The 14,037-nt window shown below is 64.4% G+C and carries 8 protein-coding genes and 1 tRNA gene; 3 read left to right on the top strand and 6 right to left on the bottom strand.

What is annotated here, in order from left to right; all coding sequences use genetic code 11:
* Positions 1-146: 146 nt before the first annotated feature.
* Both FHS69_RS08295 and FHS69_RS08290 read left to right on the top strand, forming a co-directional pair.
* Positions 147-221: transfer RNA gene (locus FHS69_RS08295), tRNA-Gly, on the top strand.
* A 183-nt stretch (positions 222-404) separates the two neighbouring features.
* Positions 405-2,636, top strand: coding sequence for a TonB-dependent receptor (locus FHS69_RS08290; protein WP_243844599.1), 2,232 nt, complete (start codon positions 405-407; stop codon positions 2,634-2,636).
* Between the two features lie 96 nt (positions 2,637-2,732).
* On the opposite strand, the gene FHS69_RS08285 is transcribed toward FHS69_RS08290, so the two are convergent.
* The 6 genes from FHS69_RS08285 to mtnP form a co-directional block, all read right to left on the bottom strand.
* Positions 2,733-3,908 (bottom strand): saccharopine dehydrogenase family protein, encoded by a 1,176-nt coding sequence (locus FHS69_RS08285; RefSeq protein ID WP_166777327.1) that lies wholly within the window; start codon positions 3,906-3,908, stop codon positions 2,733-2,735.
* A gap of 53 nt (positions 3,909-3,961) precedes the next feature.
* Positions 3,962-4,744 (bottom strand): acyl-CoA thioesterase domain-containing protein, encoded by a 783-nt coding sequence (locus tag FHS69_RS08280; protein ID WP_166777326.1) that lies wholly within the window; start codon positions 4,742-4,744, stop codon positions 3,962-3,964.
* 10 nt (positions 4,745-4,754) lie between these two features.
* Positions 4,755-5,309, bottom strand: coding sequence for a dCTP deaminase (dcd, locus tag FHS69_RS08275; protein ID WP_067465872.1), 555 nt, complete (start codon positions 5,307-5,309; stop codon positions 4,755-4,757).
* 60 nt (positions 5,310-5,369) lie between these two features.
* Positions 5,370-8,507, bottom strand: a complete 3,138-nt coding sequence (gene putA, locus FHS69_RS08270) for a bifunctional proline dehydrogenase/L-glutamate gamma-semialdehyde dehydrogenase PutA (protein ID WP_166777325.1) — start codon at positions 8,505-8,507, stop codon at positions 5,370-5,372.
* Positions 8,508-8,603: 96 nt separating this feature from the next.
* Positions 8,604-10,091 (bottom strand): glycerol-3-phosphate dehydrogenase, encoded by a 1,488-nt coding sequence (glpD, locus tag FHS69_RS08265; RefSeq protein ID WP_166777324.1) that lies wholly within the window; start codon positions 10,089-10,091, stop codon positions 8,604-8,606.
* On the bottom strand, positions 10,088-10,960 hold the full coding sequence (gene mtnP / locus FHS69_RS08260) for an S-methyl-5'-thioadenosine phosphorylase (RefSeq protein WP_166777323.1): 873 nt from the start codon (positions 10,958-10,960) through the stop codon (positions 10,088-10,090). Before mtnP ends, glpD begins: the two co-directional genes overlap by 4 nt.
* Before the next feature lie 254 nt (positions 10,961-11,214).
* Here mtnP and FHS69_RS08255 point away from each other — a divergent pair, with 254 nt between their 5' ends.
* On the top strand, positions 11,215-13,995 hold the full coding sequence (locus tag FHS69_RS08255) for a phosphoenolpyruvate carboxylase (RefSeq protein WP_166777322.1): 2,781 nt from the start codon (positions 11,215-11,217) through the stop codon (positions 13,993-13,995).
* Positions 13,996-14,037: the final 42 nt, after the last annotated feature.

Genomic DNA, 14,037 nt, shown 5'->3' with positions numbered 1-14,037 from the left:
TGGGCATTCCTGCGCCAATGTGAAGGAGCGCAGGCACGCTCGCAAGGCCAGCAAAAAAACTGCAATTTTCGGCTTGCGGGACTCAGAACCCGCTGCTAGTTGGCCGCCTCCCCACCGGGACCACCCAGTTCCGGTAGCGCCAGTGAGCGGGCGTAGCTCAGGGGTAGAGCACAACCTTGCCAAGGTTGGGGTCGGGCGTTCGAATCGCCTCGCCCGCTCCATTTTCCCGATCTTCGTTATTCCTGCGGCCGAACGGCCCTGCCGACAGCGCGCGCTGTAGCTATGCCGCACGCATGACGCTCGTCCGCATAGCGCGCATGTTCATCGAACCAGCCCGGGTCATACGCAGAAATTGCTTGCGCCAGCATGCTGCGGCGTTAATGGGCCACGATATGTTGTATCGTATGAGAACTTCGCTCCGCCTGATCGGTTCCACCGTGTCGCTCGCCGCACTCGCTGCCGGCAATCATGTTCATGCACAGGATGCTGCGCAGGAAGACACTGCCGAAGCCACGACCGACCCCACGCTGACTGACGATCTTCACGATCGCCGCGTCGACTATCAGGGGCGGATCGTCGTCAGCGCGCAGGGGATCCGCGACTTCGATCTGCTCGCAGGGACCGACGTGGTCGAAGGCGAGGAATTGCAGCGCAATCTCGATGGCCAGATCGGCGAAGTCCTCGACAGCCAGCCCGGCGTCTCGGCAAGCGGCTTCGCGCCCGGCGCCTCGCGCCCGATCCTGCGCGGGTTCTCGGGCGAACGCGTCAAAGTGCTGATCGACGGCATCGGTGCGATCGACGCATCGAACACTTCGGATGACCACGCCGTTTCGATCGATGCTCTCACCGCCGAGCGCATCGAGGTTCTGCGCGGCCCCGCCGTGCTGCTGTTCGGCAGCCAGGCGATCGGCGGCGCGGTCAATGTCATCGACAAGCGAATTCCGCTGCGTCTGCCGAACGAATCGGTCCACGTGGATGTCCTGGCCCGTTCGGATACCGCTACCGACCTGCGTGAATTCGGCGGCTCGCTCGATGCGCGTCTGGGCAACAGTGGCTTCGTTTTCCACGCCGACGGTTCGTGGCGCGAGACCGACGACCTCGAGGTCCCCGGCTTCACCGTGGCGCCCGAACTGCGCGCCGACCTGTTGGCCGATGCAGCCGAAGAAGAAGAGGAAGGCCATCTCGAGGAGGCCGAGGAACTGCGCGAGGCGGCTGACCAGCGCGGCTTCGTACCCAACACCGGCACCGAAACCTGGACCGCGAATGCCGGCCTCGCTTTCTTTGCGGGCGAAAGCAGTCTTGGTGTCTCCTTTGGCGTATACGATTCCGAATATGGCATTCCGGGGCGGCCGGGGGGCGGCCATCACCATGACGAGGAAGAGCACGAGGATCACGACGAGGATCACGACGACGAAGATCACGACGAGGACCATCACGACGAGGAAGAAGGGCACGAACATGGCGACGTGCCGGTCAGCATCGGCCTGCGCCAGTATCGTGCCGACCTGCGCGGCGACATCTTCCTGGGCGAAGGCTTCTTCGAACGGCTGCGCTTCCGCGCGGGCTATTCGGACTACACCCACACCGAATTCGAAGGCGACGAGGTCGGCACGGTCTTCGACGTGCAGGGCATCGAAGCGCGCGCCGAACTGGTGCAGAATTCCTCGGGCCCGTGGCGCGGGTCGATCGGGACGCAATATTACTATCGCGATTTCGAAGCGGTCGGCGCCGAGGCGTTCGTAGCCCCCAACCGGACCGACCAGATCGCCTTCTTCGCGTTGCAGGAATATGCGACCGGTCCGTTCCAGGTCGAAGGTTCGGTGCGTTACGAAAACACCAATGTGGAATCGAACACGCTCGGCATCGAACGCGATTTCGATACCTTCTCGGGTGCGCTCGGCTTCGCCTACGATGTCAGCCCCGCGGTTCGCACCGGGATCAACCTGTCGCGCGTGGCGCGTGCGCCGGCGGCGGAAGAGCTGTTCTCCAACGGCCCGCACATCGCCACGCAGGCGTTCGAGATCGGCGATCCCGACCTTGAGGAAGAAAAGGCCTGGGGGGCGGAAATCTTCGCGCGCGGCAGCTTTGCCGGTGCCAGCTTCAGCATCGCGGCCTATCGCAACTGGTTCGACAATTTCATCTATCTCGCGCAGAATGGCGAGGAAGAGGACGAGCTTCCGGTCTATGTCTTCCTGCAGCAGGATGCGACCTATACCGGGATCGAGGGCGAGCTGGCCTTCGACCTTATCGACACCGGCAGCTTCACCCTCGGTACCGAACTGCTGGGTGAATACGTCCATGCCGAACTCGACGACGATACCTTCGTCCCGCGCATCCCGCCCTTGCATCTCGCCGGAGCGTTGACCGCGTCGACGGGCGCTTTCGACCTGCGCGGCGAAGTCGAATGGTATGATGAGCAGAACGACATCGCGCCGTTCGAAACCGCGACCGACGGCTACACTTTCGTCAACGCCTCGATCGCGTGGCGACCGGAGCGCGGCGACAATTCGATCACGCTGCTGCTCAAGGCGGACAACATCTTCGATGTCACCGGCCGCCGTCACACCAGCTTTACCAAGGACTACGTCCCGCTGGCAGGCCGCAACATCAGCGCCAGCCTGCGCGCAAGCTTCTAGACTTTCGGGTAGTCACGAAAAGGGGCGCCACGTTCGGTTGTGGCGCCCCTTTCTCGTTACCAGCCGGCGGGCCGTTCCGACCCGCTTCAGCCGAGCTTATTCTTCGACCGCGAAGGTCAGTTCGGCATGGTCGCGCAAGCGTTCAACCAGCGCCTTGCCGAGGAACGAGCCGGGGGTGCCGACGCCGCCCTCGCTATCGCTTGCGAGCAGTGCCATGCCGGTTTCGGCAAGCATCCGGCTGGTCGAACCGTAACCCGGATCGTACCGGCCCTTGACGCCGTAATGCAGCCGCTTGCCGTCTTCCCACTCGCCGACGAAAAGCACATCGTAAAAGCCGTTCTCGCGTTCGTCTGCGCTCGGGCCCTCGCCCGGTTTGGGCGGCTTGGCTCCGAAGGGGTTCTTGAGCATTTCCGCCACGGCGTTGGCCGCCGCCTTGCCTGCCTCGCCGGGGCTGGTGAGCATCATCTCGTCGTACCGGAAGTTCTCGCCATAGGGATGGCCGCGCAGAAAATTGGTGCGGTGGACGTTCTTGGTGTTGATCGTCGCCATGATGAAGGGGGCGGCCCACTTGCCCAGCTTCTCCTCGTAATGCGGCACGAGGCCGGCAGGCTGATCGGGCCCTTCGAAACCCGGGGTCAGGCCGAACGGGTTGTTCAGCACCTTGATGATGCCGGGATTCTTCGCGGCGTTCTTCATCGTAGCGGTTAGGCTGGCTGCGGTGCCGCCCGAGAAGGTGCCCTGCATCGCGCGGACCCGGCCCTTGACGCGCGGGGCGGGGCTGCCGTGGCGGGTGATCGCCTCTTCCTGCAGCATCAGGACACCGAGATCGAAGGGGATCGAATCGAATCCGCTGGAGAAGCAGATGCGCGCGCCGCTCGCCTTGGCCTTGTCGTGGTGCACGTCAATCTGCTCGCGCATCCACGCGGGTTCGCCGCACAGATCGGCATAGTCGGTCCCGGTCTTCACACAGGCTGCGACCAGTGCATCCCCATAAAGCTGGTACGGTCCGACCGTCGTGAGCACGACCCTGGTGCGCGCGCACATCGCTTCGAGGCTGGCGGCATCGTCCGCATCGGCCACCACCAGCGGGGTGTCGGCGGGCGCGTCGATTTCGTCGCGGACCGCCTCGAGCTTGTCCATGCTGCGGCCGGCCATCGCCCATTTGGGGGCGTCGGCGGCATTGCCATACTCGCGCACGAAATGTTCCGCGACGAGGCGCCCGGTGTACCCGGTGGCGCCGTAGACGATGATGTCGAATTCGGTATCGGCCATGTGTCTCTCCTTTGCCGCCTGAATGCGCGTGGCGGGCAGGAGAGTCAAAGACGTTACGGCGTGCGGGGGATGCGCGGCAGGACCCCGCACTGGCTCGAAATCGCCAGCAGACGGCCGTCCTGCGAGAAGTGTTTCGCGCTGCCGTGCACCACCCCGCGATCGAAGGCAGCGAACTCGGTCACCGACAACACCCAGCAGTCATCGCAGCCCTGGATGAAGCGGAAGGTATCATCGAGGCTCGATCCGCCGCGCGTGGCGGGATGCGCCCCGAGAAAAAAGTCCGAAACGATCGCCAGCCACCCCGAATCCGCCTTGAACCCCGCCTGCGAGCGCGACCACAAGGCTTGCATGCCGCGCTCCTCGTCCTCCATCGCAATCCGAATGTCGAACTGGTCGCCCAGTGTACCGGGCACACCCCAGCCGCGATCGCCGGGGGCACAATCGTCGGGCGCCGGGACGTCCGGCATGGCGCTGAAGACCCGCTGCTCGCTCGGTTCGCGCGCGCCCAGCGCGGCACTGACCCGATGCGTCACCCTGCCGTTGCTCCGGATTTCGGCCAGCCATTGGCCGACCGACTGCCCGCCTCCGCATTGTTCGCAGGAAACGAGCAACTCCTCCGCATGCGTCGTCGGCGCAAGGAACTGGATGTTCGACCACAGCAGCGTTTGACCACTGGCCAGTTCGAGCGCGTCGACCGCTGCGGCCAGCGCAACCCCGCCCATGACATGCGGTGCGCCTTCGGGACCGACCGTGGCCGGCGGCATGACCGGCAGGATGAATTCACCCTCGCGCTCACCCGGCGCGACGCGCCAGAAGGGAAAGCGCGAGACGCTCACTTCGCTACGCTCACAAGCGCGGCAGGGTCACGCCCCGCTGCCCCATGTATTTACCCGCGCGGTCCTTGTAGCTCGTCTCGCAACGTTCGTTGCCCTGCAGGAACAGGAACTGGCACGCGCCCTCATTGGCATAAATCTTGGCCGGAAGTGGCGTGGTGTTGGAGAACTCCAGCGTGACATGCCCTTCCCAGCCCGGCTCGAGCGGGGTGACGTTCACAATGATCCCACAGCGTGCGTAAGTGCTCTTGCCAAGGCAGATCACAAGTACGTCTTCGGGGACGCGGAAATATTCGACCGTGCGGGCAAGTGCAAAGCTGTTGGGCGGGATCACGCAGACATCGGTCTCGCGGTCGACGAGGCTGTCCCCGTCGAAATCCTTCGGATCGACCACCGCGCTGTTCACATTGGTGAAGATCTTGAACTCGGGTGCCACCCGCGCGTCGTAGCCGTAGCTCGACAGCCCGTAGCTGATTACCCCTTCGCGACGCTGCGCCTCGACGAAAGGCTCGATCATGCCTTCGTTCTGCGCCTTGTCGCGGATCCACTTGTCGGAAAGAATCGCCATGCGGCAACGATTCCCGAGCCGCGCCACGGGAGCAAGCGGCCCGGGAATCTTATCCGCTCTTTAGCTCGCCAGCAGCGTCGCGTTGCCGCCTGCCGCGGTCGTGTCGATACTCACTACGCGTTCGGTGGCAAATCGCTGGACGTAATGTGGTCCGCCTGCCTTGGGGCCGGTACCCGATAGGCCCTCGCCGCCGAACGGCTGGCTTTCCACCACCGCTCCGATCTGGTTGCGATTGACGTAGAAATTGCCGACCTTGATCCGCGATTCCACGAAGGCACGCGTGTCGTCATTGCGGCTGTGCAGGCCCATCGTCAGGCCGAAGCCGGTGGCGTTGATGTCTTCGATCACGCGTTCGAGATCGGCGGCCTTGTAGCGCACCACGTGCAGGATCGGGCCGAAGTTCTCGCGCTTCAGGTCGAGTATCGAATCCATCTCGATAATAGTCGGCGCGACGAAGCAGCCCACATTGGCACCGCGATGGAGCCGCCGCCGCCATACGGGCAGACCGCCTTTCTTCCGGCGCGCGACGTGACGTTCGAGCGAGGACTTGGCGTCGGGGTCGATCACCGGGCCGACATCGGTCGCCAGATGTTCGGGATTGCCGATGGACAGCGCCTCGAACCCGCCGCGAATCATTTGCAGCATCTCGTCGTAGACGTCGTCTTGGATATAGAGGACGCGGAGCGCCGAGCAGCGCTGTCCCGCGCTCTGGAAGGCGCTGGAAACGACGTCGCGCGTGACCTGTTCGGGCAACGCGGTGGAATCGACGATCATTGCGTTCTGGCCGCCGGTCTCTGCGATCAGCGTGGCGATCGGCCCCTCGCGTGCGGCCAGACCGCGGTTGATGGCCTGTGCGGTCTGCGTCGAACCGGTGAAAGCAACCCCAGCGATGCGCGGATCGGAGGTGATCATTTCGCCGACCTCGCCCGCGCCGGGCAGGAGCTGGAACGCTTCTTCGGGGATTCCCGCCTGGTGGCACAGGCGCACCGCCAGCGCGGCGATCAGGGGGGTCTGTTCGGCAGGCTTGGCGACCACTGTATTGCCCGCGGCAAGCGCCGCGGCAGGTGTTCCGATGAAGATCGCCAGCGGGAAATTCCATGGGCTGATACAGGCGAACACCCCACGGCCATGCAGGCTCAGGCGATTTTCCTCGCCCGTCGGGCCCGGAAGCGGGATCGGACGGGTGAACTGGCGACGCGCTTCATTGGCGTAGAAGCGCAGGAAGTCGACCGCTTCGCGCAGTTCGAGCACCGCGTCCAGAAGCGTCTTGCCCGCTTCACGCTGGCACAGGCTCAGGAATTCGTCGGTGTGTTCCTCGAACAGATCGGCCGCCGCTTCGAGCAGCATCGCGCGCTTTTCGCCGCCCAGCCTATCCCAGCCGGGTTGGATGGCTTCGGCGCGGGTGATCGCCTCCTCGACCTCGAAATCGAGCGTATCGCGGCGCGTGCCGACTTCGGCCGATAGATCGTGCGGCTTGTTGATCGGCGCGATCTCGGCCTCGGCGCCGGACATGAAGGTCGGCTCGGCGGTCCAGTGGCGATCATCGAGCGCTGCGAGGCGCTCCTGCAACGGTTCGAGCACCAGCGGATCCGAGAGGTCGATCCCGGCAGAATTCTTGCGCCCGGGGAAGATGTCCGCAGGCAGCGGTATGGTCGGATTGCGATAGGGCTCTACCTGCGCCATGTCGGCAACCGGGTCGGTTGCCAGCGCGGAAGCAGGCACCTCGGCATCGGCCATGCGATTGACGAACGAACTGTTGGCGCCGTTCTCGAGCAGGCGTCGTACCAGATAGGCCAGCAAGTCCTTGTGCGTGCCCGTTGGGGCGTAGATGCGCACGTTGGTGCGGTTGTTGCCCTCCATCTGGGCCAGCGCACCGTAGATGTCCTCGCCCATGCCGTGCAGCCGCTGGAACTCGAGCGGCTTGGCGCCTGCCATCGCCTTGATTGCGCCGATCGTATAGGCGTTGTGCGTGGCGAAGGCGGGATAGATCGCATCGTCGGCGGCAAGCATCTTTTCCGCACAGGCGAGATAGCTCACATCGGTGGCCAGCTTGCGCGTGAAGACGGGAAAGTCCTTGAACCCGCCGACATGGCTGAGCTTGATCTCGGTATCCCAATAGGCGCCCTTGACCAGCCGGACGAAGAACTTGCGATCGTATTTACGCGCGAGACGCGCGACCCAGTCGACCATCGGGACGCCGCGCTTCTGATAGGCCTGGATGGCGAGGCCGAAACCCTCCCAGCGGCTCCCGTCGGGGCGGGTAAACAGGCTGTCGTCGCGCGCCAGCGCCTCGATCAGATCCATCGACAGCTCGAGCCGGTCGGCTTCTTCGGCGTCGATGGTGAAATGGATGTTCGCATCGCGCGCCGCGGTGGCGAGGTCGCGTACGATCGGCAGCAGGTCCGCAATCGCGATGTCGGCATGCATAAAGGTGTATTTCGGGTGCAGCGCGGACAGCTTTACGGAGATGCCCGGCGCGGTGCGCACATCACCGGTGGACTCGCGCACCAGCCGTGCGATGGCTTCGTGATAATTGACGCGATAGCGTTCGGCATCGTCGAAGGTCATTGCTGCTTCGCCAAGCATGTCGAAGCTGTGCGTCAGGCCCCGCGCGCGTTCGGGGGCTGCCCGCTTGAGCGATTCGTTGATCGTGCGGCCGTAAACGAACTGCCCGCCCAGAATACGCATGGCCTGCAGCGTGGCGCGGCGAATGACAGGCTCGCCCAGCCGGTTCACCGCGCGCTTGAGCGTCTTGCCCATGCCCTTCTGCGCTTCCTCGGGCCGCTCTAGCACTTCGCCGGTCAGCATCAGCGAGAAGGTCGCCGCATTGACGAAGGTCGAGGAACTCTCGCCCATGTGCTCGGCCCAGTCGATATCGCCGATCTTGTCGCGGATAAGCGCATCGGCAGTCGCCGCATCGGGTACGCGAAGCAGTGCCTCGGCAAGGCACATCAGCGCCACACCCTCCTCGGTAGCGAGGCCGTATTGGTGCAGGAAGGCGTCGATCCCGCTCGCCTTGCGCTTGCGAGCTTCCTCGATCAGGTGGACCGCGATCGCCTTGGCTTCTTCATGTTTGGCGCTTGCCCCACCGGCTTGTGTCATGCGTTCGGCGACGCAGGCGTTCTCTTCCGCGCGATAGGCTTCGCGGAGGGCTTGGCGGGAGATGGGGGACAGGCGGGCAGGATCGTGCAGGGCCATACGACTCCGAACAGAAAAAGGGATGAAGCAGGCCCCTTGGACCTGCGGTGTATCCCTTTCAAGCTTTGTGGAACGCGCTTGTTCCGTAGCGTCTGTTCACTTCTGCGCCGCGAACCATTCGGCCACTGCCTGTTGCGCGTCCTCAGGCAAGTGCAGGCCCAGCTTGCTGCGCCGCCACAGCACGTCATGCGCGCTGCGCGCATATTCGTGATCGACAAGGTAACGCAGCTCGGCAGCGTAAAGCGTCCCGCCGAAATGTTCGCCCAGATCCGCCAGTGATGCGGCCTCGCCAAGCAGCTTGGCGAGGCGCGTGCCATAGGCGCGCCCGAGCCGCATCAGCATTTCGGGCGGAAGCCAGGGATAGGTTTCGCTAGCCTGCCACAGGAAGGCGGCGAAATCGGCATCCTTTATGTCGCCACCGGGCAGCGATGCATTGGCGGTCCATGGCTTGCCTTCGACCGGCATGACGTCGCCAAGCTTTTCAAGCGCATGTTCGGCGAGCTTGCGATAGGTGGTGATTTTCCCACCATAGACCGACAATATCGGCGCACCGCCATCGGCCTCGAGTTCGAAGACGTAATCGCGCGTCACGGTCGAATTGCTCGCGGCATTGTCTTCGTAAAGCGGTCGGACGCCGGCATAGCTCGATACGATTTCGTCTTCGGTGACCGGGCTGGCGAAAAAGCGCGACGCCGCCTCGCACAGATAGGTCACCTCTTCGGGTGCGATGTCGACCGCGTCCAGATCGCCCCCGTAAAGAAGGTCGGTGGTACCGATCAGCGTATAGTCGCGTTCGTAGGGAATGGCGAAGACGATGCGTCCGTCGGGCTGCTGGAAGATATAGGCATGCTCGCCCGGAAAGCGCCGCGATGCTATGATATGACTGCCCTTGACCAGCCTCAGGTGGGCGGGCGTGCCTGCCCCGAGTGCGATCTGCGCCACCCGATCGACGAACGGACCCGCGGCATTGACGACCGCGCGCGCGCTCACCTCCCGTTCGCCGGTCTCGTCGCGCAAGCTCGCGGTCCACCGCTCGCTTCCGCGTTCGAGCGCGATGCACTCTGTGCCCACGCGGATTTCCGCACCCCGCTCCTCGGCATCTCGGGCGCTCAGCACTACCAGTCGGGCATCTTCGACCCAGCAATCCGAATATTCGAACCCAGCCTTGAGCCGATCCTGCAGGATGGTGCGATGCGGCGCGATACGCAGGTCGACCGATTTGCTCTTGGGCAGGCTCATTCGGCCGCCGATGTGGTCGTACAGCGCGAGACCGAGCCGCAGCATCCACTTTGGACGCATGCTCGGCTCGTGCGGCATCACGAAACGCAGCGGCCAGATGATGTGTGGCGCGTTGCGCAACAGGACTTCGCGTTCGCGCAGGCTCTCCGCGACCAGGCGGAACTCGTAATGTTCGAGATAGCGCAACCCCCCGTGCACCAGCTTGGTGCTCGCCGAGGAGGTGTGCGAGGCGAGATCGTCCTTCTCGACCAGCAGGACCCGCAAGCCCCGCCCGGCGGCATCGCGCGCAATGCCCGCGCCATTGATACCGCCGCCGATGACGAGCAGATCGTAAGTATCGCTCATCCTTGTGAGATCACCCGTCCGGCGATGGCATCGAGCCTGGCCATCGCTCCCCTGTCGCGGCTGTCGGGGGCGGTGATGACGGCATTGTCGAGCGCGCGGTCGATCGGCGATGGCGTGCGCTGGCGCGGCAGGCTGCGGCAGAACAGCTCGACCGCCTTGCGCGCGAGTTCGGCATTGTCCTGCATTTGCGCGACGACCTGCGCAACATCGACCGCGTCGCCGTCTTCGCGCCAGCAATCGTAGTCGGTGACCATCGCCAACAATGCATAGGGCAGTTCGGCCTCTCGCGCGAGCCGCGCTTCGGGCATGGCCGTCATGCCGATCACCTCTGCTCCCCAGTGGCGGTACAGCCGGCTTTCGGCGCGGGTGGAAAATTGCGGGCCTTCCATCGCCAGATAAGTCGCGCCTTCGGTGCAATCGCCGCCCGAGGCGAGCACAGCTTTGGCGGCATGTTTGGACAGGCGTTCGCACACCGGATCGGCCATCGAGACATGCGCGACGAAACCGTCACCGAAGAAGCTGGCCGGCCGACCTTTCGTATTGTCGATAAATTGATCGACGGTCACGAAACGCCCCGGTGCCAGATCTTCCGACAGCGACCCGACTGCGCTGATCGCGAGGATATCGGTGCAGCCGGCGCGCTTGAGCGCGTCGATATTGGCGCGCGCATCGAGCGTCGAGGGAGCGAGCCGGTGACCGCGCCCATGCCGTGGCAGGAACCGTACTCGGACATGGCCGATCGTGCCGCAGAGTATCTCGTCGGACGGGACACCCCAGGGGGATTGGACGGGAATCCATTGCGCGTCTTCCAGCGCATCGATGGCGTAAAGACCCGATCCGCCGATAATCCCGATCGTCCAGTCGCTCATAAACCCCTCTTGCGCCCCCTTTGCCGGTGTCGGGCGCAGCGTTTCAAGATAGCGTTTCCGCAAGCGGTTAACGCGAATGCGAGGGGTGGCGGCTGCCACGTTGCAAGTCCAGCCCGGAATTCCCCGGTCGAACAGGTGCAAGGCCGGTTACGGGCATTCGCAACCGTATTCATCGCGGCTGCAGTGCGGGTGCAGCTTGACTTGCGCGCCGGATTGCCGCGGAACCCACGACCATTCGGGGCATAGGGAATATGATGGCTGATACGACAATCGAACCGACCCTCGCGAGTTTGAGCGAACGCTTGCGCGTGCTCCACCGCCAGACGCAGGAAACTCCGCTGTTCAATCCGGTGTTTCAACTCTCGCTGGACATTTCGCGCAAGCTCGAGAGCGGCGAGTTGAGCATCGACGCGCTGGCGGGACTGGTCGACGAACTGGAAGCGCAGTCGCTCGATGCGCGTGCGGATCGGCTGCGCGATCTGCTGGCGCCGCAGAACGCGGCCGAACGGCTCGCAGGGATGACGGGCCCGACGGACGATTTCGACGCATTCCGCGCGTTCTGGGAGCAGCCGCACATGCATGCGGTGTTTACTGCGCATCCGACCTTCCTGCTTTCGCCCCAGCAGTCCGATGCCGTTGCGGCGGCGGTCGGCAACGGCGAAGCGGCCAGCGTGAGCGATTCGCACGAGCGCCCCGAGATCACGCTCGGCTACGAACATGATCGGGCAATGGCCGCGATGGCCAATGCGCAGGATGCGCGCGACCGCATCGTCGAAACCGTGCTTGCGAGCGCGCAGCAGGCCTTTCCCGACCGGTGGCACGAGGCGCGCCCGCTGCCATTCCGCTTCGCCAGTTGGGTCGGCTACGACATGGATGGTCGGACCGACATCAAATGGTACACTTCGATCGCCTTCCGTCTGGCAGAGAAGGCGCAGCGGCTCGACCGCTATGCGGCCTCCCTCGAAGCGGTCGACCCGAGACATGCCATGCTCGAGCAATTGCGTGGTGCCGCGGCACGGGCGCATGCCAGCGCGGCGGAGTTCGCAGGGGACCTGTCCGATCCGGCGGATCTCTCGGCAGCCGCCAACCGGCTGACCGCGGACCACGACGACAAGCTGCTGTCGCTGCAACCACTGATCGACCAGCTCGAGAGCGAGGCGCGGAGTGCAGAGGGTGAACGCGCAGTCGCGCTGAGGACGCTCGCGGCCGCGATGCGCGCCGACGGTCTCGGCATGGGCTGGATCCATTTCCGCGTGAACGCCAAGCAACTGCACAATGCAATTCGCACACGCCTCGGCGAAGCGGCGGATATCGACCTGTCGAGCCGCGGGGCCATCGCCGCCCTGCGCGAATTGCTGGCCGGGGTGGAACCGCAAAGCGCGAACTTTGCCAGCCTCGCAGTGGAAAGCTCGACCGCGGTGCGTCAATTCCTCGCGATGGCGCAAATCCTCAAGCATATCGACGCCGACGCGCCGATCCGCATGCTGGTTGCCGAATGCGAACAGCCGTCGACGGTGCTCGCCGCCCTTTACTTTGCGAGGCTGTTCGGGATCGCCGACAAGGTCGACGTATCGCCCTTGTTCGAGACCGAAACCGCGCTCGAGCATGGCGGGCGTTTCCTCGACCTCTTGCTCGCCGAGCCCGATTATCGCGATTATGCGCGCAAACGGGGCCGCATCGCGATCCAGACGGGCTTTTCCGATGCGGGGCGGTTCGTCGGGCAAATCCCGGCCAGCCTCGCGATCGAACGCCTTCAGGGCCGACTGGCCGAGGCGATGGATGCCAACGGTCTCAACGATGTCGCCGCGCTCATCTTCGACACGCACGGTGAAGGCATGGGCCGCGGAGCGCATCCGTCGAGCTTCGAGGATCGCATCGAATGGGCGCTCAGCGCTTGGGCGCAGCGTCGGTTTGCGCGCGCCGGGATCACGCTCGAACCCGAGGCCAGTTTCCAGGGCGGCGATGGCTATCTGCTGTTCGCCACCCCCGATATCGCACTGGCCACGCTGACGCAGATCGTCGCCCATAGCCCGGCGCATACCGATCCCGATGTGCCAACCGACCCCTTCTATCGCCGGACCGACCTGAGCCTGGATTTCTACCGCGCGATCAAGGAGCACCAGCGCGACCACCTCGAGAGCCGCACTTACAGCCGTGCGATCACGGCTTTCGGATTGGGATTGCTCAACGAGACCGGCAGCCGGAAATCGCGAAGGCAGAGCGATCTCTCCGCCGATCGCGAAATGAGCCTGCGGCAGATTCGCGCGATTCCGCACAATGCGATCCTCCAGCAACTGGGCTATCCGGTGAACATCATCGCCGGGATCGGGAGCGCGGCGGAAAGCCAGATAGAGGAGATCGGCGCACTGCTCGCCGAGAGCCCGCGCGGGCGGCAGATCATGCGCCTCGTGCGCGCTTCTAACGCGCTGGCGAGCATCAAGACGGTCGCTGCTTTCGGCGAATTGTTCAATTCGGCCTACTGGGCCAGCCGTCCCTACCGCGGCACCGAGCAGCATCTTGCGCCCGCCTGCGAGGCATTGGCGGAGTACCTTATCAAGGATGATCGCAACGGCGTCTTCCGGCGGCTGGCTTCGCGCCTGCGCGTCGATGCGCTCAAGCTGCATCGCCTGTTCGAACTGGTGCCCGACGATGATCCGCATCCCGAGCGCGAAAGCGTCCGCCGCGCAATCGGCGTGCTGCAGGCCGTCCGCCTGGCGCTGTTGCAGCACATGTTCCTCAAGGTGGTATCGGTCCCGGCTTTCAGCCGAGCCAACGACATCAGCCGGACCGACGTGCTGGAAATGGTCTTCACGCTGCGGATCGACGATGCGCTGGCGCAATTGCGCCGCGCATTTCCCACCAGCTTCCCGCGCAAGGAAGACTTCGCACTGGAGGAGGCGGGGGATTATCCGCGCGGCGCGGGCGAGGGCTATGCCGCAATCCGGCGTGACCATATCGACCCGATCGAGCAGGCCTATGCGCTGTGCCTGCGGATATCGACCGCGATCGCGAACGAGTTCGGCGCACACGGCTGATTGAATTCGTTCGATTTTGCGCGCATCCTCGCGCCGGTTCGA

Origin of the sequence: Qipengyuania flava (genome assembly GCF_011762005.1) — a bacterium.
Classification (GTDB): Bacteria; Pseudomonadota; Alphaproteobacteria; order Sphingomonadales; family Sphingomonadaceae; genus Qipengyuania; species Qipengyuania flava.
This window is presented reverse-complemented; position numbering and strand designations above follow the sequence as displayed.